This is a genomic window from Olivibacter sp. SA151, from assembly GCF_054130995.1.
Genome location: NZ_CP096391.1, coordinates 5,501,168 through 5,528,057, shown reverse-complemented (window position 1 = coordinate 5,528,057; position 26,890 = coordinate 5,501,168). Strand labels below are relative to the sequence as shown.

Below are 26,890 nucleotides of genomic sequence, written 5' to 3'. Positions count from 1 at the left end.
TACCCAGAGCTATTCTAAATCTTTTTGACGCTCAATTTCATGAGGCCGTTGTTCCCTGCGCGCTAGAGCCACGTGTGATTTCATCACGCACATCCAGTAACCCTTGCCTATCAGCAGGCCCAACCAATAACAAATAACTAGTAACCAATAACTAAACTACTTAACTATTTTCCTACTCAACTATTTAACTACTTAACAAATAGACAAAGAACGCCCAAAATTTGTAATTTAGTTGAATAAGTATAAAAACCAATAAGCTAATCCATGAAAAAAATCGTTAAATACCTGCTTTTATGTATGTTTCTGTTCAGTCAATCCCTACGAGCCCAAAACTATCAAGCCAATTGGCAATCCATTGATCAACGGGAAATTCCACAGTGGTGGCAAGATGCCAAATTTGGGATTTTCATTCATTGGGGTCCTTATTCCGTTCCTGCTTATGCGCCTATAAAAGAAGTGGAAGGGGTGTATGAAAAATATGCCGAACATTATGAAAATCGATTGAAAACTAAGAACAAACTGTTTCTCGATTTCCATAACAAGACGTATGGACCCAATTTTACCTATCAGGATTTTGCGCCGTTATTCAAAGCAGAACATTTTAAACCCGAACAATGGGCTGAACTGTTTAAAAAAGCAGGAGCCAAATATGTCGTATTGACATCGAAACACCACGATGGTTTTTGCTTATGGCCCAGTAAGTATAGTCCCAATTGGAATAGCGTCGATATCGGTGCCCATCGCGACTTGGCCGGTGATTTAACGAAGGCTGTAAGGACCTCCGGTTTACGGATGGGCTTTTACTATTCGCTGCTCGAGTGGAGCCATCCACTTTATAAAAAGGAAAGTATCGAACAATGGGTGGATCGTCACATGATCCCCCAAATGCAAGAACTCGTGAATGCTTACCAACCCGAAGTGATTTTTGCTGATGGTGAGTGGGACTACCCGAGTGAAACACTTAAGAGCACGACTTTTTTATCCTGGCTTTATAATGAGTCGCCCGTCAGGCAACAGGTGGTAGTAAACGACCGATGGGGCAAAGAAACACGGAGCAAGCACGGTGGTTATTACACGACAGAGTATGATTTGGTACACGATCAAAAAGGTATAGGTGATCAGGCCTCCCATCCCTGGGAGGAGAGCCGCGGTATCGGTACTTCCTATGGTTACAATCGATTTGAAACAACCGAAGACTACTTTACGTCAAAGCAGCTTATTGATCTCTTGATTGATAAGGTGAGCAACGGCGGAAATTTATTGCTCAACGTCGGCCCAACGGCCGATGGTAGGATCCCGGTTATCATGCAAGAACGTTTGTTGGACATGGGCAAATGGTTAGCGGTTAATGGTGAAGCAATTTACGGCACTCGGGCTTGGGCGTCAAGACCGAATAATAGCAAGGATACACACCGCTATTTTACCGCCAAAGGGAAAGATCTTTACCTCATCTGTACCGAATGGCAAAATGGGACCTTTCATATTCCTTTGCCACGGAAGCCGGTACGAGTCAGTTTATTAGGACATTCAGGTGCGATATCATCCGATTTTCAAAAGCAGCGGCTCACCATCGAAGCACCTCCCTTTAATCCCAATACAGCGCCCTGTAATTATGCATGGGTATACAAATTAGAAGGCGTATTGGAATAAAGCGTTTTTTCGACCTGCGGATTCCCTATTTGGGGATCCGTATAACCCGCTTTGCCTGTTTCAACTTTACCGGCGTAAGCCCAGCGAAAACCCGGATAGCCCTCAATGGAAATCTCCATATCGTACCATTGATGGCTGTCGCTTAAGTTGATGAGTTGCGACAGCTGCTGATTGGCCCTTACCTCCAGGTGAACGGGGGTCGTTCCATAAGCCATATCCCGGATCGCTACGCGCAACGACCGGTTTCCCTTGTTTTCGAATAAGAGAATTGCATTGCCGGTAAATCCTTCGCCGACCTGCTCGTTCGTTAATCTGATGGTACAGGCAGGCATTTTTCCTTGATTTTTGAAACCTCTATAAAACCCATTCGGTCCGTGTACCTGTAAGTCAAAAGCTTCTTCCTCCATTTCAAAGCGATCGCTAAGCTGATCACCGGCTTTCACCGCATAAGAGCGAATGGCATGAGGAGTGTAGACGGTAAACGGTGCACCTGCACTTTTTTTTCCGAAAATCTCATCACCAACTCTTAAATTCAATTGAAAAGAATCCTGAACCCTTTCACCTTCGGCATAAAGCTCATAAGGCAGCGCACACGCTGCCTTGATACCAGGCTCTTGGCGTGGCATTCGGACCAGTTGATGCGGTTTATCCATCCCTTTTTGCAGTTCATCCGGTTTCAGGGCCTCAAAACCTGACGGAATTTCTTTATACTGCGCTTGATGAATCCCTTCAACATACGGATTATGCTGGATAAAGGGAAGCTTGTCATTCGCGGGCATCGCTTTTGCTACAGTAAATACTGACGTCAAATCACCACATATGGTTCGCCGCCAACTACTGATATTTTCTTCGCGCAATTCTTTCTTGAACTTATGATAAACCCATTTTTCCAGAAATTGCAGGGTAGACGTATGATCAAACACTTGCGAGCAAACCTTACCGCCTCGCGTCCAGGGCGATGCCACAATTAGAGGCACCCGAAAGCCAAGGCCGATAGCCGCTCCGCGTGCTTCCTTTGTGGATTTACCATCTGCCAGCTCTTCCTCCAGGGTAATGTATTCTATTTTTGTGTCAATGCCCTCCGAGCATTTGCCACTGTTACTCTTATAAGGGTTCGGCGGCACAAAGGGAGGGATGTGATCAAAATAACCGTCATTTTCGTCATAGGTAAGGATAAGGATCGTTTTTTGCCATACCTCCGGGTTTTTGGTGAGAATATCCATAATTTCCGATACATACCAAGAGCCGTACCAAGGCGAGGTCGGATGATCAGAATATTTTTCAGCCGGTATCATCCAGGAAACTGCGGGCAGCTGACCACTTTCTACATCCCTTCTGAATTGATAAAGCACATCACCTTTAGGTACCGATAATTCACGTTCAACACCTTGGTTATCCCGATAAGACAAGCGCTCAAGATCATGGTAATGAGGATCTGCTGCATTGGTGGTAAAAGCCTTCTTGAATAGATTTTTCTCTCGAGATGACAATTGTTCAAAATGCCGTTGGCTCCACCGCTCTATTGCCTGTTTGGCCTCTTGCCATACTGCTTCCTTTTTTTTCAGCGCTTCCTTTGTTTTTTGATAAGTTTTATCATCCGGTTTTAATGAGCGTAGCTTTTCCCCTAGGGCCTGTATCTCCTTAGGCAGTTCTTCGACTTGTTTTTTTAAACTCTTTGTATAGCGCGACGCGAAGTGAATATGATACTGCTCAAAAAACTCCAGGGGATTACAGGAAAAACTACTCAGCCACGAGCGTTCCTCCCCTTCAAACCCACCGCCAAAGCTCACGTCGTTCTGATAGGCGCGCCAAGATACCCCGGCTTCTTCCAGTCGTTCCGGAAAAGTTTTCCACTTCGCTTCACCGCGTTGCAGTTCATTCCTTATCCAAGCTTTACTTTTCGGATCGGCCGATTCACGAATGGTCCCGGTCCAGAAAAATAAACGATTGGGCCAAGTGCTGGTCATGCCCGAACAGAAATTTTGATCACATACCGTAAAGGCATCTGCGAGTGCATAATTGAATGGAAGGTCGAGGCGGTTATAGTATCCCATTGTTAAAGGGATGTGTTCATAGGGTTTCTTTTTCTTCGCCTCAATCCATTGGTCGTGCCGCCCCTCATGGTAAGCGTCTACCTGCGATTGGCGTGAATGCGGTACAGCTCCCATCCAGGTGGCCTTGCTACCCAGAAGATCAAAATGAAACGGCGCATAGGTATTGCCCTTAGCGTCCGACTGGAACCAGATGGGACAATGGTTGGCTTGGCGGATAAAACGTGGGTCATTAAAACCACGTACCCCCGCAAGCGTACCTAAAGCATGATCAAAAGAACGGTTTTCTTGCATTAATATCACCACATGCTCCGCATCCATAAAGGTCGTTCCCGGTGCCGGAGCAATTGCTAAAGCCCGTTGAATTGAAGGAGGGATCGTACTTGCCAAACCGGTGCTTCCCGCATATAATAGCAGTTTTTTTAGAAAATCCCGACGGTTATCCATTTTGTATGATTTATAATCGTATCTACAGGCTTAAAGTACAATAAATACTATTCATTACATTATTATCTCATTTTTTTTACAACAAAGCGTGATGAATACCCATGTTTTTGCTACGCCTTTCGTGCATGCACACTGTGCAGATTCCTCTTAAGTTTGTCTAGCAATTCAAAAGAGATTGCTAGATATACTAAACTTATTTTTTTATACTTAAATCGAGCTTATGAAGTTTAAATTTCTACTTGCTTTAGTAGCTGTTGTTTGCTTTAGTTGTACCAAAGAATCTGCTCCTTTGGTGCCCGTCGAGATTACCATCGTTAGTAAAAGTGGTATATTGGAGATCCATTATACACCCGATAGAATTGATACACTGACCAAAAAACAAGGTTCAATGACCCTGCAAATGCTAGATGGCGACTTAATTACAATTAAACGAATTTGTCCGGAAGCCGGCGCTTTGGAATATAACATCAAGACCCCATCCTCCAGTTATCTATCCATACTGATGAAAAATGGGGATGAAAATCGACATCTTATTCCAAAGTACTAAAACGATTGATACTAAAGGCGCGATTGCTATTTCAAAAAAATAATGCGTTCTTTCTTTTAAATGACTGATAATTTGTAACTTAGCAATAAGTCGTTGTTTAACTCGAAATACCTGCATTATGATGAAAGCTTTACGTTTTAAACTGATACCCACTGCCCGTAATCATTTGGCCGATTCCATTACCATCGCCTGGGGCTTACTTTTTATGTTCGGTCTCTATAGTATCGTCCGTAGAGGGCTCTCTTTTCCCATGATCGCGCTAATGAGCGGAGCCCTTTTGAATATCCTCTTTCAGTTCCGTAGCCGACGCGGCCGCTATGGTTTCCAAAACCCCTATAGAAATGCGGAAGGCAAATATGTGCCGCCACCCGCAAAAGAAGGCTGGGAAGACTAAAACAGCAATTTTTATCTGAACGGTCTTCTTTTTGTAATAAAAATCTAGTAACTCTATATACTTTAAGTAATATCTGATATATTTGCCGCATCAAAACGCTAACGATGCATACTTATCCAGAAAGACGGAGGGAAAGGCCCGAAGAAGTCTTAGCAACCTGTAAACTCTGTTACAAGGTGCTCATTCCTTTCTGCTATATGCAGAGCTGATAAGTCGAACAATCATATCCATTCCGGAACGATATGGTTCATTCGCACCACCGCCTGAAAAGGCATAGGTAGGTATTGCGATGCGTAGAACAAAACGTTACATATGAACGAAAAAAAACTACTAAACAATTGTTATGCACCACTTAGTTTCTTGTTTATGCTGCTGTTTTTTGCAGGCAGTGTTTGGGGGCAAGAAACAACCACCGTACAAGGTACCGTGACTGATGCATTTAATCAAGAACCCCTACCGGGCGTGAATATCAGCGTGGTAGGAGGAACCCAATCAACCCATACTGATGCCAACGGAGCTTACCGCCTGCAAGTACAGGCAGGGAAAACAACCTTGCGCTTTAGCTATGTGGGCTATGAACCACAGGATTTACCGGTGAGCGGCAATCAACTTTCTGTAGCCCTCAAGCCGGCCAGTAATGATTTAAACGAAGTAGTAGTGGTAGCCTATGGTACCGCCAAGCGATCCAGTTTCACCGGTTCAGTAGCGGCTATTTCGCAGGATAAAATCGCCAATCGTCAGGTTTCGAGCGTCAGCAAAGCCCTGCAGGGACAGGTTCCCGGTTTACAATCAGTATCTTCTTCCGGACAACCAGGTACCGATGCCGAAATACGCATTCGCGGTATCGGATCGATCAACGCGTCAAGTGCACCGCTCTACGTAGTAGATGGAAACCCCTACAGTGGAGATATTAACGCTATTAATCCCAATGACATAAAATCCGTTAGTGTCCTCAAAGATGCGGCGGCCAGCGCGCTTTATGGGTCACGCGGTGCAAATGGTGTGATCATCATTACGACGAAGGAAGGCTTAAAGGACGGAAAAACCACGATTAATTTCAATTTTACCCAAGGAATATCCGACAGGGCAGTAAAGGATTATGAGCAAGTTTCCACCAACCAGTATTTCGAGTTATATTGGGAAGCCCTGCGTAATAAGAACTTATCCAACGGACTTGCTGCTGAACAAGCAGCACAGAATGCCAGCAATCAGCTCTTAACCGACCTCAATATTAACCCTTATGGGAGCAATTATCCGCAGCCCGTGGGTTTAGATGGTAAAATCGTTCCAGGCGCTACACCGCTATGGAATGACAATTGGGCAGATGTACTGCAGCGTACCGGCCGTCGCACACAGGCCGATTTAAGCTTTAGCGGCGGTAACGAAAAATCGAGCTACTACTTCTCCGGTGGCTACCTCAATGATCAAGGTATAGCCATTGAATCAGGCTTTAAACGCTATAATGCTCGCATCAACGTCAACACACAGGCCAAGAAATGGCTCAATGCCGGTTTAAACGTAGCTGTTAGCAGTAGCTTACAAAAGTACCCGCAATCAGAAGATAGCAATACCGCCAACATCATTAATTTTACCCGCTTAGTACCTTCGTTCTACCCATATTACGAACGCAATGCAGACGGTTCCTATCGTTTGGACGAAAATGGCAACAAGATCTATGACTTCGGCGAATACCGTCCAAGCGCAGCTATTCCGCGTAATAACCTCGCAGCTTCTCTCCCTTTGGATAAAAATGAAATCCGCAGCGAAAATCTGTCCGGTAGAGCATTCCTCGAAGCGGTTATCACGCCTGAATTGAAATTCCGCACGACTTACAGTATTGATTATATAAATCGTAATACGCACGATTATGTGAACCCCGTACTTGGCGACGGCGCGGAATACCAAGGATCCGTGGCTAAATCCAATCGCCGGAGAACTTCTTATACCTGGAATAATATCGTAACCTACGAAAAAACCTTTAACGAGCATCATCTGAATGTATTGGCCGGACAGGAATTCTATAAGTTTCAAAATACCGATATGGATGGCAGTCGGGAGCGCTTTGTATTGCCCGGTTTCTATGAGCCCGATGCGGCGTCTCAGCTCAATTCCTTCAATGGTTTTTCGGTAGATTACAGCATGTTGAGCTTTTTAGGTAGGGTAGAGTATGATTACAAAAACCGCTACTTCCTTTCGGGGTCCTTGCGTACCGATGGATCTTCCCGTTTCTCACCGGATAACCGTTGGGGAACCTTCTGGTCGGTAGGCGCTTCCTGGAAAATTGCCGAAGAAGAGTTCCTGCGCAATAACAGCTTAATTAATCAGTTAACAGTTCGTGCAAGTTACGGAGCTCAGGGAAATGATAATTTATTATCGAACGGCAATCCCATCTATTATGCTTACCAAGGATTATATAGCATTTCCAATAACCTTGGCCAAGGCGGAACGGTTACGCAGCGTCTGCCCACGCCAACTTTGAAATGGGAAAGCAACCTGAACTTCAATGCAGGCCTCGATATCGCCATCTTAGATCAACGTGTAGCCGCCAGTTTCGAGTATTTTAACCGTAAAAGTAAAGATTTGCTGTATACCATGCCAAAGGCACCTTCTACCGGTTTTCCGGGTTATGATGCCAACATCGGTGCACTTCAAAATACCGGATTCGAACTTACCCTGCAAACCGTACCGGTTCGGAACGATAATTTTCGGTGGAATCTGGATCTTAATTTGGGACACTACAAAAACAAGATTACCGAATTGCCCAATGGCGGCAAACCTATCCCTAATGGTAACAAGCTCTTAGCGGTGGGAGGTTCTATCTACGACTTTTATCTGCCAACCTGGGCCGGTGTAGACCCGGCTACCGGCAGCCCGCTATGGTACAAAGCCGATGCAAATGGCAACCAAACAGCTGAAACGACTTCCGAGTATGGCCAGGCTGGACTGTTTGTTCAAGACAATTCCCTTCCTGATCTAGTAGGCGGATTCTCGAACACTGTTAGCTATAAGAACTTTGATTTATCCGCGCTGCTTAGTTTTAGCTTAGGGGGTAAAATATTGGATAACGACTATATTCAGCTCATGCACAATGGTAGTAGCCCGGGACGCGCTTGGAGTACCGAAATCCTGAACCGCTGGACGCCCGAAAACACACAAACCGATGTCCCCCGCTTAACAACGGATAATTTAACTTGGACATCTGCATCAACACGCTTTCTTTATTCCGCTACTTATGCGCGCTTAAAGAATGTAAGCTTAGGGTATAACTTTTCCAAACACTTAATCGAACGGTTGGGTATTGCCAACTTACGTGTGTTTTTACAAGGGGAGAACTTATTGACCTTCTATGGCCATAAAGGGATGGATCCGGAACAAACCGTTAACGGAGCAACTTATTTCAGATACCCGGCAATGCGTACCGTATCCGCTGGATTACAGCTTACTTTGTAGTTGTGGGGGTTAGGTGCTCGTTGTTAGTTATTGGTTGTTAGTTATTGGTTGTTAGTTATTGGTTACCGGTTATTAGTTACCGGTTATTAGTTATTGGTTACTTGTTGTTAGTTTTTGGTTTTGTGTTGATTCAGTACCAAAACTAATAGCTTAAAATCATAAGAAAAAAATATGATACGAAAAACAATATATATCCTTAGCGTGCTCAGCTTACTACTGGCCGCCTGCAGCAAGGATTTGGAAACGGCACCTACCGATGCGGTTGCCGATTCGGAGATTTATAAAAATGTCGATAATATCGAAACCGTTATCAACGGCACCTGGAGTTATTTAAATGATACCTATTTTACCTATGCCAATCCAGGTTACACCGCTTTTATGCGTACCGGTGATGCGATGGGAAGTGATGTGGCTGTCACCACCAAATACGGTTATCGAGATGCTTACGCCTTTACCGAACTGTATAATGCCACTACGAATCGAGTTAAATCGTTCTGGACCCTGCTTTATAAAGTGATTGACAATTGCAATAACGTCATCGCTAAAGTAGATGCGGCAGCGGGGGACGAAGTGAAAAAGGCGCAATTAAAAGGGCAAGCCAAGGCCTTGAGGGCTTTCTGTTACCTCAATTTGGCTACCTACTACCAGTTTTCTTATCTCAAAGATCAAACCGCATTGACGGTGCCTATTTATACCGAGCCAACAACTGTCGAAACCGAAGGGAAACCAAAGGCTACGTTGGAGGAAATCTACACCCTTATCAAAGGTGATTTACAGGACGCACTGAGCTTATTAGCCGAATATACAAGACCAAGCACAGAAAAATATCGCATTGATCGTGCCGTTGTCAATGGCTTGTTGGCGCGAACTTATTTAAACACAGGCGACTGGCTACAGGCGGCGCAGGCCGCAGCAGCAGCACGTGCAGATTACAGTTTGATGCCGGCAGCAAATTATAGCGATGGGTTTAATGATATGCAGAACGTTGAGTGGATATGGGGACACGGGCAAACCAATGAGCAGAATACGGCTAGTTACACATTCCATTTTCTGGATGTATCCTCATCCGGTTCGTATTACTACAGCTTTATGGCTGATCCATACTTCAAGAACTTTTTTGACGAACAAGATATCCGTAACGGCTTGTTTGAATGGGATGGTTTACCCGGTAGAGAAGGCTTTCTCCGTTATAAGAAATTCAAATTCAAATCGAATCTGATTGGCGACATCGTGTATATGCGTGCAGCGGAAATGTACTTGATTGAAGCCGAAGGTTATGCAAGAGCCGGTCAAACAGAACAAGCGATTACCGCCCTGAACACCTTACGAGCAGCCAGGCAAGCCGTTTTATTCACGGGCGGTTCGGCTGACGACTTGCTTCAAGCCATTCTAATTGAACGTCGAAAAGAGCTGTGGGGAGAAGGCTTCTCGTTGTCCGATATCTTACGTACACAAGGTAAAGTAGAGCGAAAAGCCTATGTTGATGCGCAAGGGAATCCCATTAAAGTTAATGTAACGACCCCCGATGGAACTAGTAAGACCGTCAATGCCCAAGGGCATCGTATTTTACGTTTTCCCGATGGCAGTGATTTCGTTGCCAATAGTAGGTACTATCTCTTTGCCATACCATTGGAAGAGACCCAGCAGAATCCGAATTTATAAGTGTTCTTGGAAAAGCGCCGGAAACTTCCGGCGCCTTCTTCCTTATTTAGACCTTCTCAATTTCGCGAAAACGTATTTCAGTTCTTCCATCTCTTTTATTTTAAGGAGATAGGCCATTCCGAAGAAACTGATGATCGCAGTCAGTACCCCTAGAATCAACTGCATAAAGGGGCGGTCCACCAACAGCATGCTTCCGTAGCTGCAGCATGCCATGCCTATTGTCGCAATAATAACCTTATAGCAGTCCTTCAACTGTTTCAAAGGGCCATAACCGAACAAAATGCCGGAAGGATAGGCATTGATAAAATAGCTAAGGGTATTTACTATAAAACTTCCAATCACCACAGCTTTTGTACCGAGCGGTAAGGTGATGAACATGGCAGCGATGATAATCGGTAGTTTAGATAAATCCGTCTTTAAAAAAAGATCCGAACGTCCCACGGCATTCAGAAGATTCAAATTCAAGGAACTAATAGGGGTAAACATGCGCGCCAGACATAACCACTGCAATAAAGGCGCTGCAGGTAACCATCTTTCTGTCAGGAAAAGCAAAATAAAAGGCTTCGATATCACGGCGAAGAGTGTCATGCTCGGAAAAATAATAAAAGCCGTCATGGCTACCGTTCTGCTATAGATGCTAATAAGCTTCTCCCGATCTTGCTGAATAGCAGAAAAAAGAGGAAAAGTAACATTCGTGATAATGAGGTTGATTGTTCCCGAAGAAAGCTCGGCCAATGAGTTGGCCCGTGCATAAAAACCTAAGGCCTTGGAGTGATACCATTTACCGATCACGATGGTGTATACGTTCGTCAAAACCGTAGAATACAGGCCCGCAGCGAGAATTTTGGAACCATAACCGAACATTTCGCGAAAAGCTTGCCATGAGAAAGCCCAACTTGGCCGCCACTTGGCTTGCAACCACATGAGCATAGAGGTGGCTAAGGTGAGCGATAGGTTTTGTCCTACCAGCGCCCAAACACCGAAATCATCATATGCCATATATAAACCCACCGCGCCGCTTATAATGACGGCCATCACGTTGATTTTTGCCTGTGTTTTAAAATCGATATCAATAAGCAGCTTGGCGCGCTGTACTACAATAAAAGACGCAATAATGAATTGCAAGCCCATAACTCTTGTTAAGGCTATCAGCACCGGCTGATGGTAAAACCGGGCAATAAAAGGTGCGGAGAAATAAAGAATAACATAGATCAGCAGACTAATCACGATGTTAAAATAAAAAACCGTGCTAAAATCCAGCTGTGAACAATCCTTTCGTTGTACAAGGGCTTTGCTAAAACCACCTTCTATAAAAAGCGTTGATAAGGCTAAAAATATGCTTAGCATACCTACCAGACCGTAAGCTTCCGGACTGACCACCCGCGCGATCAGTATGCTGATGATAAAGCTTACTCCCCTTACCAGCATATTTTCCAAAGAATTCCAGGCGAAACCTTTAAATGCTTTTGTTTTAAGCGACATGTGTGATGGATAACAGCCAAAGCTCCCTCAAAAGATTCGTTATTGCAAGAGGTGGTTTGTTATTGTGTATTTTTGTATACATTTCAGGACATTAAATAATGTTTAAAAAAAAATGAACTTACTGTTGCAAATATCGAAGCAAACAATTAGGTTTGTTTATACCTAACAAGATGTGATATAAACCATTAGAGGGGCTAGCAAGCACAAATCGTTTTTTACGTGTTGTGAGGAACTGGATGCACGGGTTGTGTTCCAGGTGTTTATGGAGTAGCTAACAGATTATTAAACTTTTTTCAAATCAACAAACCAAACACATGATGTCTTTTATTGTTTTTACGGTAGTCCTTTTTATAGCGCTTTGGGGTTGGATCGCTTATGAATACCAACATGCAGCGACTATTTCGTTGGAGGAAGAAATAGAATTGGATGAACAATTGCGAAGATCGTCTTACACGGAAGTGTATGATACGGAATCGAAAGTATGAGTGTGCTTAAAAATAAAACACGCCAAAACTCCTGCCGAATACGACAGGAGTTTTTTATTTATTCGTATTGGTGGTTTAAAATTATGACATATATAAATAAAACTGTTTATTTGCATAGGTTTTATTGAACGATTTTTTCTGTAGGCGTTCATTGAAGAGTACTACCTTTATGTATAAACGAATAATCTTATATTGCTTCCTTTCTTTTTGCTTTTTTTTGTTGATTCCTAGTTATGGTTATGCGCAAAACTTGAGCGCTACTGACCTAAGCATGATCAAGGTGGATGACCTTACTGATGATCAGCTTCGCGCGTATTTGCAGCAAGCCAATGCTTCTGGTATGACACAGGAGGAATTGATGCAAATGGCTGTTTCTTCTGGGATGCCAAGCGAGGAAATTGAGAAATTAACACAACGCTTACAGACAATCCAAGAACAGGATCAAGCACTACAGGCCCCTGCCACAATTCCTTCTACTGGCGATAAGCGTAAAGTAGGAAGGCAGGTACAAGGAGCGACTAACGAAGCTGATACCCTATTGAAGCTTCATCAAGATAATCTAAAATCACCAAGAGAAGAACTGAGAATTTTCGGAGCAGACATTTTTCAGGGATCGAATACCAAATTCGAACCGAATTTACGGATGGCGACACCTAAAAATTATGTAATCGGGGCAGATGATGAATTGTTGTTGGAGCTATATGGCAATTCGGAGGCAAGTTATTCATTAACAGTTAGCCCTGAAGGAGCTATCAACATTCCTTATGTGGGAGTAGTGCCTATTGCTGGAATAACTATTGAACAGGCTATTATTCGCATTAAGGACAAAATGGGAGCAATTTATAGTGGGTTACGAAATGGCAGCACTCGATTAAACGTGAGTGTAGGTAATATTCGCAGTATTCGTGTTATTGTAACTGGAGAAGTTGTAAAACCAGGAACCTATACTTTACCTTCTGTAGCCACAGCCTTTAACGCACTGTATGCGGCAGGCGGCCCCAATGATAAGGGTACCATGCGACAAATTAAAATCATTCGCAACGACAGAGAAGAATCAATAATTGATGTTTATGACTTTTTGCTAAATGGAAGTCTTCGCAATAATATTGTCCTACAAGATCAGGATATTATCCAGGTTGCGCCTTATTTTAGTCGCGTCGAAATAAGAGGGCGGGTGAAACGACCCGCTATTTTCGAATTAAAGGAAGGCGAAACATTTGATCAGTTACTGACGTATGCCGGAGGTTTTGATGAAGAAGCTTATAGGACGCGTATTACTGTCTTTAAAAATACCGCAACTGAACGTAGGGTAGAGGATGTTCTGGCATCTCAGTTCGGGGTCTATTTGCCTCAGAGTGGTGATAAATATCGTGTAGGCAAGATATTGGATCGGTATACGAACAGAGTGCGTATATCAGGTGCCGTCTTTCGTCCTGGCGTTTACGAATTGAGTCAGGGCTTAACCTTAAGTATGCTTATTAAGAAAGCTGATGGAGTAAAAGAAGATGCGTTTATGAATCGCGGTTACATAACGCGGCTCAAAGAAAATCTTGAAAAAGAGCAAGTGGCGTTCTCTGTTGCTGACATTTTAGCGGGGACCCAAAACGATATACCTTTAAAACGAGAGGACGAGGTGGTAATATCATCCATTTTTGATCTAAAAACTGCCTATAAGATTCAAATCGATGGTGAAGTACGCAATGCCGGAACTTACGACTTTGCTGAAGGGATGACTTTAAAAGAGCTCATTGTCCAGGCAGGAGGATTTACGGAAGCCGCCTCGGCCAAGCGAATCGAAATTGCCAGACGCATTAAAGAAAGCAATGTAATGTCACAATCGGCTCATACCTCCGAAATTTATCATGTTAATATTGAACGAGATCTCTCAGGAGCAGAAGATTTTGTATTACAGCCATTCGACGTTATCAATGTTCGACTAGCTAAAGGATATCAAAGACAACGGTCCGTGCGTATTGAGGGCGAAGTACTTTATCCCGGTCAATATATACTTACCCGTAAAGACGAGCGTGTATCTGATTTGATTAAGAGAGCGGGAGGATTTACGGCTTATGCTTACACTGATGGAGCTTCTCTAAAACGCAAAAGTATCTTGGAAGACGAGCTGGATTCAACGGGAAATCAGTTTGAACGTAAATCAAAATTGGAGCAGGAACGTTTTCAAGAACGAGTTGAGCGTTTAAATGCATTGCAAAAGAGCACAATTAATCCGAACGAATTGGGAGCCGTACAACGGTCTGCGGTCAATAACAGCTATGTTGGCATCAATATGGATGAGATTCTTCGGCATCCCGAAGGAAGTAATGATCTAATTCTTGAAGAAGGTGACGTTTTGCATATTCCTAAACAATTGCAAACCGTTAGAGTAAGCGGTGAGGTGCTTTCACCCGTAACAGTGATATATTCATCAAATAAAGGGTTTAAGGAATATATCTCACAGGCAGGGGGATTTTCGGAGCGTGCATTAAAGAAGAGGGCATACGTTGTTTATGCTAATGGTTCAGCCCGCAGTACGTCTAAGTTTCTTTTTTTTAATAATTATCCAAAGATTAAGCCAGGAGCAGAAATTTTTGTTCCTCAGCGAGAAGCAAGGGGTCGAATAAGTGCCGCTCAATGGATAGGCCTTGGGGGTAGTCTAGCTACTACGGTTGGCGTTATTGTTGCGCTATTCCGTTAAAATAAAGAAGCAGGAGGCGCAATACTTTGACGTAAAAATCAATCACATCATCCTAGTGAATATATAGTCGCAAAATTTTGAGAAGTTTATTCGGATACGAGATATAATGGCGCTTTGAAGAGCTAATTTTTACTTCTTTCCAGATTATCCAACACTTCCTGAGTAAAACGTTTTGCGGCTTCCGATTCACGGTGGCCATTTAAGTATTCCTTTGCTGCAAGCATGCGTACTTCCGCTAAACTTGAATCTATAGCCGTATTGTTTACCTTTTCTAAGTTAGATGCCAAATTTTTATTTGCTTTAGACGCAATGGATCGTGCTCTTTGAATAACATGGATTCTGTTTACGTTTCTCACCTCGTAAATCCATAGCATCATGTTGAAAAATATGGTGGCCAATACGATTAACATCATTAATTCAGCAGTTTGCATTTGATTTTGAATAGAGAGTGCTAAAGAAACAATGAGTACATTCGTGGTCACAATAATGCCGGAAGCCTGTAAATGTGTTAAACCCAAATCTAATAATCGATGATGTAAATGGTTCCGATCGGCCATAAAAGGAGATTTTCCTCGTAATATCCGAAGGGTAAAGACACGAAAGGTATCAAAAATAGGCATAATCAATAAAGCTATGGCCACCGCAGGGGCGGCGTGCACCCAGGGATAAGGATTTGTTATAGCATCAAATTTATAGATTTCTACAAACCGAATGCTTAAGATCGCTATAATGAAGCCAATGGAATAAGCTCCGGCATCGCCCATAAATATTTGGGCACGTTTTCTCATATTGTATTTTAAGAAACCCAAAACCGCACCTGCCATACTAAAGCTAAGAATACTTAAACCCTTTTCGTCTACAAAATAGAACAGTGCTCCATAAACTAAACTGACAAAAACAGAGATCGATCCCAACAAGCCGTTGATTCCATCAATCAAGTTGAAGGCGTTAATAATAAATACCACAACGAAACTTGTAAAGGTATAACTCAAAATAGGACCAATCTCATGAATCCCCATTACGCCATAGAAATTAGTAAAACGGATATCGGCAAAATAAACTACGATAAAGGCGGTAATAAACTGGGCAATAAATTTTTTATAGGGATCCAATGCAATTAGATCGTCCTTAAGGCCAATGGTAAAGATGATGATGCCTGAGGCAAAAATGAAGTTCGCTTTTGGCAACATGTTGTCATTAATAAAAAGACAACTAACCAAAGCAAAAGCACTAAATACCGCTACACCACCCAAATTAGGTACTGAATGTTTATGTATCTTCCTAGACTCAAGCGAGGGGTCATCCACCAGCCTTTTCGAATAAGCGATCTTAATAATTGCAGGAATCGCAACTAAGGCAGTTAGGAATGCAAGTATAAAAGGAAGTAATGATGTTAGCATACGAATCGTTTTAGTTAAACATTCAATACCAAAGGTAAGTGAATTTATATATTTCACCAAAGACGGTGATCAATCAATGGATTTTTTTGTTAAATAAATTACTTAATATGCAATATGCTTTTGCGAACGGTCAACCCGCTAGGCAAAGCTATCCCAACTCACAACCTATCTACGTCGATTCTCTTACTTGCACTATACACAAATTCGCCTTGGTATTAAAATCATCTGTCAAAAATATTTGTAAATAAAAGGTTTTCTAATAACGGCCTTTTAGGATATTTTGCTACAACAATGCTGCCAAATTAAACTGATTAATTTATTTTTCCTGCAATTTCAACAAAAAAAAGATCATTCGGTTTGGCCAATTAGCAGATCGCGCTAAAAATCCTGATACCAGTTCCTAAATGAAGCTCTTAAGCCAATATTCAAAACAGCCGTTTTGTTCGTCCAGCTGTCATTTTTTTCCTGTCTAAAGACGCCACCAACTTCGAAGCGTAAATTATATTTAGGATTAATTAAATAGGCTGCCCGAAGATCTAAATAAGTAAGATCTGTTGTCAGCCCTTGGCCGATGTGGTTACCATACAACTGAACGTAATTTTCATATGATTTAAAAATATTTCCCCCGTAGTTTATACTATTACTCGGATCCAAACCATATCTGGCAAAATTTCCATGAAAAGAAAAATCAAATTTCTGAAAGGAGTAATGAAGGCGTCCCACAAACTCCCTGAAATTAGCGCCTAATATATGGGCTAATGGCTGGTTGTAATTCGTATAAGCTGTTATCGGCGTAAAGTGCTGATAGGTGTAAGGTCTTGCACTATTGTACTCGCCCAAAAAGTTCAAGTTCTTAATGCCAAATGCGTCAAAGCCTCGGAAGCCCAATTGGAGAGCATTTTTGTTATTGATGTAACCGCTGCCACTGAATAGCTCTTTGGTATAGAGCTCACCCAGCAATAGTTGCCCGTAAACCGACATATTGTCTAGCACTTTATATTTCGCGGTAGCGCCGATATGTACTTTATCCGGCGAATTGGTATTTGCCGTTTCTATAGGGCGCAAGAAGATGATCGGATTCAGGTAGTTGACATCGAAACCACGCCTGCCTCCGGCATTCTTTGGTGCCCATAAAATGGATTGAAATAAGCCAATCGAAAGTCGGTTATTTACATTCCAGATTAGGTATTGGAAAGCACCCCATTTCCCGAGGTCACCCATATTCTCTCGGTTGTAGATATCAGTCACCGTACTGCTATCTCTTGAGGCAAAGGGGTCAAGCATATAAGTCCACATACTCATATACTTAACATTTCCTAACGTGCCGGTTAATTTCAAAAACGTATACGGAGAGGAAACGTCTGACAGTAGCATGGAGCGATAGCCATCCCCAATAAAATTTTTATCATACCCTAAGGTAATATTTAAATACTTGATCGGTGTATAAGATACGTTGGCTGTTACATAGGCCCAATCTTGGCTACGGCCGGTTCTTTGGTCATAAAGCTTGCCAAACTGCCCGGGAATCACTTTATTTCTTTCTATATAATCGGTTACATAATCAGGAAACAAAGCCTGATTCTCATAAAAACTAGTATAGAATGAAAAATTATTACCGATGGTGACACCTGCTTGAAATCCACGTGTGTTAGTCCATGGATTTCGTTTTTCATTAAATGACCGCGCAATCTGAAAATCTGGAAGAAAGTCGGCATAAAAGGTATAATCCGCTTTTTTTATATCAATCAAGTGCTCATTAAACAGCTTCCGTCCAAGCCAGGTATGTCGATCGCGAACGCCTAAAGCCATGATCGAGTCATAGGCTGGCTGTAAGACTGAATCCAGCACAAGTGGCCTGATACTCGTATGCAACCGGGTATCTTTACTATAAAGTGTCCGATCAAGTTTTTGATAGAGTTGATGAGAAAACGGTATGTATTGAGCCTGCGCATGTACATAAGACGAAAAGATGTGCAGGGAAATGAAGGCGATTAAAAAAACAAATACGTATTTTCTCATATTAGAATAATAAGTGCTCCCAGCAAGATGCATGCCGAGATGGCAAAGGTAGTTTTTTTAAGACATTTATCTTAAGCCCTTTTGTCAAAGCTTATTCAACAAAAGGCTATATTTCCATTTATTTACTTTACCCCTTTCCCTTCATACGTTATATAGTTGCCTGCTGTCTAGCAATTGCTAAACTATTTTGTTGTATATAAAAGCAATTTATCTAAGTTTGTCCTTACCATGGGCACCATTAAAAAGAATGCATTTTATAATATTCTTTTATCTATCAGTCAGATTTTATTTCCCCTGATCACTTTTCCCTATATTTCGAGGGTCTTAGGGCCTGTCGGTATTGGAAACGTAAGTTTTGTAGACAGTGTTACACAATATTTTATTTTAGCAGCAGCTTTAGGCATTCCCATATACGGTGTAAGAGAAATTGCTAAAAGTAAAGGCAACCCGGAAAAGCGATCACAAGTCTTTAGCGAACTACTGATTATCCATCTATCAACCACCGCACTTGCTGTTTCGCTGTATGTGGGCATCTTTTTCACCTCGTCGCATTTTGAAGTGTATCGCCCCTTATTTTACCTCGGCGCAGGTGCATTGTTTTTTCAGAGCTTGGCGATTGAGTGGCTATTTCAAGGCTTGGAGGAGTTTCCTTATATTACGAAAAGAACCTTGGTGGTACGTGCCTTCTCCATATTGGCTATCTTTTTATTGGTAAATAAACCGGGTGATGAAGTATGGTACTATGGGATATCCTGTATATCTGTATTGATTAATGTGCTTTTTAATATTACTTATGCAAAACGCTTTGTTCACCTTCGTCGAAGTCGAAATATCTTTAAAAAGCACGGAAAGGCTTTGTTATATATTTTTTCACTAGGTTTGGTGACCAGTGTTTATACCGTGTTGGATACCGCTTTGCTGGGTTTTTTGTCAACACCTGCGCAGGTCGGTTATTATGCAACCTCTGCTCGTCTTATTAAATTGGTCGTTATGATTTTCGTTGCATTTTCCACCGTCTTGATTCCCCCGCTTTCCAAGGCATTCCACGAAGCAAATGAACAAAGCGCGAACTTATTACTGGAAAAATCATTTGGATACACCATATTGTTGAGTGTACCGGCCAGCATCGGTTTATACATAGTGGCTCCTATGGTCATCGAGTTGTATGCTGGTTCGCAATTCACAGAAGCGGTTAGGTCGCTGCAAATCTTGGCCCCTTCTATCCTGTTTATCAGCTTAAGTAACGTCTTCGGCATGCAGATCCTAAATCCAACTAATAATGAACGGCTGTTTTTCAAAGCCGCTATCATAGGAATGCTTATCAGTTTGCTCATCAACTTTAGCCTCATTCCTTTTTTAGGCCAGGTAGGTGCAGCCCTTTCGTCTGTCATTACCGAGTTTTCCGTTTTAGCCTTACTGATTTTTTATGCCTTGAGGAAAGTAAATTTTCGGCCCGCATGGAAATTGCTCTGGCAAGCATTATTAGCATCGCTACCTGTTGTTGTAGTTTGTCGGTTAATTGTGGTTAATATCTCCTCAGTCCCGTTGCAATTGGTCCTAATTATATCTGCCACCATATTGATTTATGCAGGTATTCAACGCTTTGCCTTTCATAATCCTCACTTATCAGCACTCGTGGAAATGCTTCAGGCAAAACTAGGTAAAGCAAAGAATTCATTAAAACGTTAATAATTGTATTTTTGGGCACGCAATGGCAGCAAAACTATTATATATAGCTCTACGTATCGATATTACGGTCGATGGTGCATCTATGTATGCGATGAACAATGTATTAGCTTTTGCTTCGCAAGTACCCACGGATGTCCTTACTCTTCAGGGGCCGCGCACCGCTTACGGCCAAGAGTTGCTTAGTAAGCTGCCGTGCAGTATCGAGGAGGTGCAGGTAGAGCCTATTCATCCTACTCGCGAACGGATTAGACTCTTACAACGAGGGCACAATATTTTTCGTGAATCTCCGGCATTGCGTCGCGCTGTTATTAAAAAATTGCAGCAAAATGATTATGCGATCGTTATATTAGAACTTTACTCGGCTTATCTTCTTCCGGCTATCCGCCGGCTCCGTCCAGCAACTAACATTGTGCTCAATCAACATAATTATGAATATGAGAATCATCTCGAGTATATACAATTCCGTATCGCCCATCCGCTCAAAAGAAAGCTATATCGTTTGGCCAATTTCCGCTATCGGGCAGTAGAGCACCGTGTAGTACGGGAAGCCGATGGGCTTATTGCAATTTCCGAACATGATCAGCAATTATTTAATAAGATTCGAAATAATGATCAGCAGAGTTATCTATTATCCCCCGCGCTACCGTTGAAGCCTGTAAAAGATCACTATAAACAACAGTGTCGCCATCTCCTTTTTATCGGTATGATGGATTGGTACCCCAATATCCAAGGTGTTTTGCACTTTGTAAAAGATGTATTCCATCCATTAATCGAGCAAGACCCAAGCTATCATTTTTATATCGTCGGGAAAAATCCCGTAATAGAGATCCAACAGCTGCAATCGGCCAATATTCATATAACGGGAGCTGTTGAAGATATAGACGTTTATATTAAACAATGCGATCTGATGGTAGTACCGGTTTCATTAGGAGGTGGCGTTAAGATTAAAGTGATGGAGGCCATTCAAAAGGGCATACCTCTGCTTGTACATCAATCAAGTGCACAGGGGTATAAGGGTGTGGCCGACTATTTTGTTGTAAACGATATGGCCGAATTTAAACGAAGAATCATTGCCTATCCACAGGAAATCGCGAACCATATAAGTGCACTTGCGGCGGCACGGAGCGCACTTAACGATCAAATGAGAAACAATAAGGTGACAGCTGCTCGTGTTTTAGCGGATTTTGTTCCTGTTAAACAAACCATCAACACCACCAGGCTTTGATTTACATTATCCTATATATGGTTCTCGGTACCTTTGCACTTTTAGATCTTATTAAAAATGCAGAGAAAATCAAGCATATCCTGTTCTGGTTTTTCGTGTTGGTTCTTATTTTTATCAGTTCGATACGTTGGAATGTCGGTACCGACTGGTATTCATATACCGATTATTTCAGTAAAGTAGAAAGCTATGTTGAAAAGCCTGAAACCAATATGATGGAGAGAGGCTTTACCTATTTAAACTATATAGTAAAGGTATTTACGGATAATTACTCCATACTGCTAACACTCATTGCAATCTTAACGATTGGTTTAAAGGCGCGATTCATTTATAAGCATGAAAACATCATGCTGCTGAGTCTTTTTTTGTATTTCTGTTATTATATGGCCGATATCTTCGCTGTAAGGCAATATCTAGCCATTTCCATTACGCTTTGGTCTATTCCTTCCATTATCAAGCGGCGTGTCATCCCGTTTATCTTCATCATTACCATCGCTTCCCTCATACATGTCACCGCGGTATTTTTTATCTTTGCCTATTGGATTTATCCAATGCGTTTTTCGCCAAAATTGATTTATATTTCGTTATTAGTATCGCTTATTTTAGGTTTTGTGGATATTGGCGGGCTATTGGCGCGTTTAGCCATGCACTTAGCCGGGGTCGATTCCCGAGTAGGTGAGAAATTATTGTTTTACAACGAAGAGACACTTGATATGTCTGGCAATCTCTATGTAGCCTTTGCCATTGGTGTCGCCAAACGGGCCATTTTTTTACCCCTATTTATCGCTTTTCAACCGCATGTTGCGCAAATAGATCGGGCAAAATACACCGGATATCTTAACCTGCTTGTATTTGGTAATATAATTTACTTTCTGTTTATGGTAAGCTTACCCGTTATGGCACGCTTATCGACCGGCTTTTTATTATTCGAAATTTTTGTATTAGCCTATTTGGTCTTTTATTTAAAAGATAAAGGTTTACGTTTGGTTGCATTTTTAGTGTTATTGTTGTTTGGAGCTTTCCGACTCTATAACTTGATTTCTGTGTACTATGATTTGTACGTACCTTTTGAAACGATTTTTGCACCAACAGATATTATTCGTGAGTAAGCAATTATTCTATATCGAGCCTTTTATGCGGGGTAATCAACATGCGCCTTTCAATGCGGCCATGCTTCAGGTGCTTCAATGCGTCTATCCAGAGGCTGCTGTTACACTATGGTGCTCTCCGGATCATTTGCTAGCGTTAAAAGAACAGAGCCCATTGAGTGCTCAAGTTACCCATAAACCCTTAAACGTGCCGGCCCTATCGGCAGCTAATAAAATTCGATGGTTTTACAAGCATGCGGCAGAGTGTTGGATTTTAACAAAACTTTTAATACAGGCGCACAGAGATGCTGTAGATTTGGTTTATTTTGCTTTTTTATCGCCACCAGCTCAGTGGTTACTGAGTTGCTACCGTGTCTTTTTCTTTAAAAAATGCAATATTATTGTACAACTACATGGATTGGAATTGCTAAAAAGTTCAGCGCAAAATAAAGCCGTTGACCGTTTATACGCATGGCTGCTTCGAAATGCTTTTCGCAGGAAGCGGAGCGGTTTATATTATATCGTATTGGAGAGGCGGGCACAAAGCTATCTTCAAGAAAAGCGGTTGATACCTCCTGCACATTTACTTTATATACCGCATCCTTATCTTTTTCCACCGCCGTTAGCTAGGCAAAAATCAGCAAATGTAGTCACCTTTGTTCACTTGGGTGTCGCGCGTTTATCCAAAGGGTCTCAACACTTTTTTGAGCTGGCTAAGCAGTTTAAAGAAGAAATAAAGCAGCGTAAGCTCATTTTTCAAGTAGTCGGGCACCTTTTGCCCGAAATGGCACCCTATGTTAATTCTTACGTTGTTTATCCCAAGAAAGGCGCAATGTTGCCACTTGCCGAATACCAAGAGGCGTTAGCTTCTGCTGATTATGCCCTGTTTTGTTATGGGACGGATAGTTACGAATTAACCGGCAGCGGTGCACTTATGGACGCCATTGCCGCTCGTAAACCCATTTTAGGATTACGCAATCCATCCTTTTCCGAAATCTTTGCCATTGTTGCGCAACCTCCCGGAGTGTTATTTGATACCTTAGAAGAGATGGAACAATACATTCGCTCCATTATACATTTAAAGACACCATCCCAAACAGACAGGGAAGTAGCATTTAAAATGCTACAGGAACATTTCGGCGTGGCAAATGTGGCAGAAGAGCTAAGAATACAACTAAAACGAGTTCTATGTTAACAAATCAGGGAGAAACGCATCTAAATGCGACAGTAACAATGCCATTGGTTAGCGTGGTTATTCCGATGTATCAGGCAGAGCAGAGTATTCAAAAAACGCTAACGTCCGTTGTCAATCAGCAGTACCGACCGCTGGAGGTAATCATCGTGAACGATGGAAGCCGTGACCGATCAGTAGATGAAGTTCAGCGTTTTATCGCAGCACAAAATACAGATCATATTACCTTTAAGTTGATTAATCAACCGAACCGTGGTGTTTCTTGTGCACGAAACGTAGGTATGCGTCAAGCAAAGGGCCTCTTCATCGCGTTATTAGATGCCGATGATGAATGGTTGCCGACTAAATTAGAAAGACAAATAGGTATTCTACGTGCCAACCCGGCGATCGACTTTTTAGGTACCAATCGGAATGGCGAGTATTGGAAAAGATGGTTGTTTAAAAAGTTTCAACATCTGACACCTATTTCAGCACATTTATTATTATACAAAACCTTTTTCGTTACCCCTACCGTGATTTTTAAGCGTGAGGTACTGGACAAAACCGGTTACTTTGACGAACAACAGCGCTATGCAGAAGAAGGGAATTTTTGGATTCGTGTATGTAACGAGCATCATTGTGTTTTATTAAACGAAAGTTTAGTGATTACCGGAGATGGAAAACCCAATTTTGGTTTTTCCGGTTTATCCTCCAATTTAAAGGAAATGGAAAAGGGCGAGCTTAAGAACATGCGATTAGGTTATCAGCTCGGTGTTGTCGGCTTTTTAGAATATGTATTTTTGGTATTTTATTCCTTAATCAAGTATATTCGTCGATTGGCCATTGTCAAGTTAAGAAGATAATATGCTGAAAAAATATGGTTTTGGAGGCAGCATCAAGCTGCTAATACACTTGATTCGTACAAAGCTATTTTATCCGAAAGCTCGTATCATACGGTTTCCGTTTGAGATTCGTAACGCTCGTCACATCCGTCTAGGTGAAGGTCTTACCACAGGCGTTGGGTGCAGGTTAGAGGCTTTACCTATTCAAAAAATAGATACCTGTATTCAGTTTGGTAAGCGGGTTCAATTAAATGATTATGTTCATATTGGTGCCGTGGAGCAGGTTTCAATTGGTGACGAGGTACTCATTGCCAGTAAAGTATTTATTACTGATCATAATCACGGCTCGTTCGATAATCAATGCGATAGCCACGAAATGATGGCTGCGCCGATCGACCGGCCCTTACGGTCCAGACCTGTGCATATAGGTAATCGTTGTTGGCTAGGCGAAAATGTGGTTATTTTGCCGGGGGTAACTTTAGGCGAGGGTTGCGTTGTTGGGGCAGGCTCGGTGGTCACAAAATCCTTTCCTTCCTATTCGCTGCTGATGGGCAACCCGGCTCGATTATATAAAAAATTCAATTTAGAATCCGGTCGGTGGGAGCTGGCCTAAAGTGCATCTGATAATACAACATGACAATTACGGCATCCATCGTTCTCTATCATAATGATCCTTTAGAGGTTCAAGAAGCTGTGCGGAGCTGCCTTTCCTCCCCCTCGATCAATAAGGTATATCTAGTGGATAATTCAACGGAAGATAATTTTCGAAGCTTAGCTAATAACGAACGGATCGAGTATATCTCCAACGCCGAAAACATCGGTTTCGGCGCCGCACATAATTTGGCCATACAACGTTGTGTGGCGTCGGACTATCATATAATTGTAAATCCGGATATCGCTTTTCATGAAAGTGTGATAGAACACTTGACGGCATTTATGGATCAACATCCGGATATAGGCCTCGTGATGCCAAAAGTTCTATACAAGAATGGACAATTGCAGCGACTGTGTAAGTTATTGCCTACACCCTTTAACTTATTTGGTCGTCGTTTCGCACCAAACCGACGCTGGGCAAGGGAGTTGAACGAACAATACGAATTATCATTTTTTCAGTACGATCAAATCGCCGATATACCATGTCTATCCGGCTGCTTTATGTTTGTTCGTAATAACGTGTTGCAAACCTTAGGCGGTTTTGATACTCGTTTCTTTCTCTACCTGGAAGATGTAGATCTGGTACGGCGTATTGGGCATATTGCTCGTACCGTCTTTTATCCCCATGTATCCATCAGCCATGGCTATCAAAAAGAATCGTATCATAATAGCAAGGTTCTTCGCATGCATATGAAGTCGGCTATTCAATATTTCAACAAATGGGGTTGGCTATTTGATCGAGAACGGAAGCAGATCAATCAAGAGACCTTGAAGAAATTAACAGGAAAAAAGTAAAAAGCGTTATCTTCGCAGGGAATAATTGACTAGTCGATGATTACTAATAGTATAATATATCATCATAGAAAATAGCGAATGAACCAAACAAACCAAGATAATCAGCTAACCTTGCATGAGCTGGTACATAAAGGTAAAGAGGTAGCTGCCTATGTAAAGAATAAATGGCTTCTATTAGTTGGTGCTTTAATAATCGGAAGCGTCATCGGCATTTGCTATGCTCTTTTTAAAAAAAACCAATATAAAGCATCCCTCAGTTTCGTCCTGGCCGAGCAAGGAGGAGGAGGCGGCCTCAGCGCTTACGCTGGCATCGCATCACAATTTGGGATTGATTTAGGAGGTGTTGGGGAAAGTAGCAGTCTATTTCAAGGCGATAATATTTTAGAATTTATTCGTTCTCAACGAATGATCACCCAGACGCTATTAAGCAAAGTCGACTTAGAAGGAGAACAAGTAGTTTTGGCCAATCGATACGCTATGGCAAGTGGCTTTCGTGCTGACTGGGACGAAGAATACGAGCTAAAAGATTTCTCTTTTGCTGCTACGGCTTTGCCGTCAGGAAATTCACTTCAAGATAGCTTAATCCAAGTATTGTACAGGCATATCGTTAAGAAAAGCTTGACGGTGGTAAAGCCCGATAAAAAATTGAATATTATTCAAGTGAGCACCAAAAGCACAGATGAGCTTTTTGCGAAAACATTTACTGAACAGCTCATTCATCGGGTCATGAACTTTTATGTAGAAACTAAAACAAAAAAAGAACAGGATAACCTTAATATTCTCACGCATCAAGTAGATTCTGTGCGGAAAGAACTATATGCGGCTATTGGAGGGGTAGCAGCTGCTACAGATGCCAATCCTAATCCAAACAGAGCTTTACAGCAATTAGGTGTTTCCTCCCAACGACGGCGGGTAGATGTGCAAGCGAATTCAGCGATTTTAGAAGAGCTAGTTAAAAACCAGGAGCTCGCCAAAATTAGTTTGCGAAAAGAGATGCCCATATTACAAATTATTGATCGGCCTATTTTACCCCTTGAGAGCGATGTCATGGGGCCTATAAAAGGAGCCCTTATCGGCGCTTTTCTTCTGGTATTTTTAACGGCTAGTGCGCTTATTGCGCGCGTTTTGCTAAAATCAATCCATTAAA

Annotated in this window: 19 protein-coding genes and 1 riboswitch; of the genes, 15 read left to right on the top strand and 4 right to left on the bottom strand. The window is 42.1% G+C overall.

Translation table 11 applies throughout. The features are described 5' to 3' along the window. The first annotated feature begins 264 nt into the window (after window positions 1–264). Window positions 265–1,650, top strand: a complete 1,386-nt coding sequence (locus tag M1D52_RS22465; RefSeq protein WP_437393639.1) for an alpha-L-fucosidase — start codon at window positions 265–267, stop codon at window positions 1,648–1,650. Here the strand turns inward: M1D52_RS22465 and M1D52_RS22460 are convergent. Further along, window positions 1,611–4,148 carry a phosphocholine-specific phospholipase C gene (locus M1D52_RS22460; protein ID WP_437393638.1) on the bottom strand — a complete coding sequence of 846 codons (2,538 nt, stop codon included), beginning with the start codon at window positions 4,146–4,148 and terminating at the stop codon, window positions 1,611–1,613. The two genes, M1D52_RS22465 and M1D52_RS22460, sit on opposite strands and share 40 nt — an antisense overlap. Window positions 4,149–4,368: 220 nt before the next feature. Here M1D52_RS22460 and M1D52_RS22455 point away from each other — a divergent pair, with 220 nt between their 5' ends. From M1D52_RS22455 to M1D52_RS22440, 4 genes are all read left to right on the top strand, one after another. Next, window positions 4,369–4,695: a hypothetical protein gene (locus tag M1D52_RS22455; RefSeq protein ID WP_437393637.1), complete on the top strand. Its 327-nt coding sequence runs from the start codon at window positions 4,369–4,371 to the stop codon at window positions 4,693–4,695. A gap of 118 nt (window positions 4,696–4,813) precedes the next feature. Then, window positions 4,814–5,089, top strand: coding sequence for a hypothetical protein (locus M1D52_RS22450; RefSeq protein WP_013665057.1), 276 nt, complete (start codon window positions 4,814–4,816; stop codon window positions 5,087–5,089). A 109-nt stretch (window positions 5,090–5,198) separates the two neighbouring features. After that, window positions 5,199–5,304: riboswitch (SAM riboswitch) on the top strand. Between the two features lie 97 nt (window positions 5,305–5,401). Next, on the top strand, window positions 5,402–8,539 hold the full coding sequence (locus M1D52_RS22445; protein ID WP_013665058.1) for a SusC/RagA family TonB-linked outer membrane protein: 3,138 nt from the start codon (window positions 5,402–5,404) through the stop codon (window positions 8,537–8,539). Window positions 8,540–8,710: 171 nt separating this feature from the next. Next, complete coding sequence (locus M1D52_RS22440) at window positions 8,711–10,201, top strand: RagB/SusD family nutrient uptake outer membrane protein (RefSeq protein ID WP_437393636.1); 1,491 nt, start codon at window positions 8,711–8,713, stop codon at window positions 10,199–10,201. Between the two features lie 42 nt (window positions 10,202–10,243). Here M1D52_RS22440 and M1D52_RS22435 read toward each other — a convergent pair whose 3' ends face one another. Then, entirely contained in the window at window positions 10,244–11,683 is a 1,440-nt protein-coding gene (locus tag M1D52_RS22435; RefSeq protein ID WP_437393635.1) for a lipopolysaccharide biosynthesis protein, read from the bottom strand. A 314-nt stretch (window positions 11,684–11,997) separates the two neighbouring features. On the opposite strand from M1D52_RS22435, the gene M1D52_RS22430 reads away from it, so the two are divergent. Both M1D52_RS22430 and M1D52_RS22425 read left to right on the top strand, forming a co-directional pair. Continuing rightward, complete coding sequence (locus M1D52_RS22430; protein ID WP_165446889.1) at window positions 11,998–12,168, top strand: hypothetical protein; 171 nt, start codon at window positions 11,998–12,000, stop codon at window positions 12,166–12,168. Window positions 12,169–12,337: 169 nt separating this feature from the next. Beyond that, window positions 12,338–14,863: an SLBB domain-containing protein gene (locus M1D52_RS22425; protein WP_457941592.1), complete on the top strand. Its 2,526-nt coding sequence runs from the start codon at window positions 12,338–12,340 to the stop codon at window positions 14,861–14,863. Between the two features lie 122 nt (window positions 14,864–14,985). On the opposite strand, the gene M1D52_RS22420 is transcribed toward M1D52_RS22425, so the two are convergent. Next, window positions 14,986–16,263 (bottom strand): glycosyltransferase family 4 protein, encoded by a 1,278-nt coding sequence (locus M1D52_RS22420; protein WP_130854374.1) that lies wholly within the window; start codon window positions 16,261–16,263, stop codon window positions 14,986–14,988. Window positions 16,264–16,641: 378 nt separating this feature from the next. Next, entirely contained in the window at window positions 16,642–18,282 is a 1,641-nt protein-coding gene (locus M1D52_RS22415) for a gliding motility protein RemB (protein WP_437393633.1), read from the bottom strand. 228 nt (window positions 18,283–18,510) lie between these two features. Between M1D52_RS22415 and M1D52_RS22410 the strand changes: the two genes are divergently transcribed. From M1D52_RS22410 to M1D52_RS22375, 8 genes are all read left to right on the top strand, one after another. Further along, window positions 18,511–19,971, top strand: coding sequence for a flippase (locus M1D52_RS22410; RefSeq protein WP_437393632.1), 1,461 nt, complete (start codon window positions 18,511–18,513; stop codon window positions 19,969–19,971). A gap of 22 nt (window positions 19,972–19,993) precedes the next feature. Then, window positions 19,994–21,196: a glycosyltransferase gene (locus tag M1D52_RS22405; protein WP_437393631.1), complete on the top strand. Its 1,203-nt coding sequence runs from the start codon at window positions 19,994–19,996 to the stop codon at window positions 21,194–21,196. Continuing rightward, window positions 21,193–22,302, top strand: coding sequence for an EpsG family protein (locus M1D52_RS22400; RefSeq protein ID WP_437393630.1), 1,110 nt, complete (start codon window positions 21,193–21,195; stop codon window positions 22,300–22,302). The genes M1D52_RS22405 and M1D52_RS22400 overlap by 4 nt, the downstream gene beginning before the upstream one ends. Then, window positions 22,295–23,476, top strand: coding sequence for a glycosyltransferase family protein (locus M1D52_RS22395; RefSeq protein WP_437393629.1), 1,182 nt, complete (start codon window positions 22,295–22,297; stop codon window positions 23,474–23,476). The genes M1D52_RS22400 and M1D52_RS22395 overlap by 8 nt, the downstream gene beginning before the upstream one ends. Next, window positions 23,470–24,315, top strand: a complete 846-nt coding sequence (locus M1D52_RS22390) for a glycosyltransferase family 2 protein (RefSeq protein ID WP_437393628.1) — start codon at window positions 23,470–23,472, stop codon at window positions 24,313–24,315. Before M1D52_RS22395 ends, M1D52_RS22390 begins: the two co-directional genes overlap by 7 nt. Window position 24,316: 1 nt before the next feature. Beyond that, complete coding sequence (locus M1D52_RS22385; protein ID WP_437393627.1) at window positions 24,317–24,907, top strand: DapH/DapD/GlmU-related protein; 591 nt, start codon at window positions 24,317–24,319, stop codon at window positions 24,905–24,907. 20 nt (window positions 24,908–24,927) lie between these two features. Then, complete coding sequence (locus tag M1D52_RS22380) at window positions 24,928–25,743, top strand: glycosyltransferase family 2 protein (protein ID WP_437393626.1); 816 nt, start codon at window positions 24,928–24,930, stop codon at window positions 25,741–25,743. A gap of 78 nt (window positions 25,744–25,821) precedes the next feature. After that, window positions 25,822–26,889, top strand: a complete 1,068-nt coding sequence (locus tag M1D52_RS22375) for a GumC domain-containing protein (protein WP_437393625.1) — start codon at window positions 25,822–25,824, stop codon at window positions 26,887–26,889. The last annotated feature ends 1 nt before the right edge of the window (window position 26,890 follow it).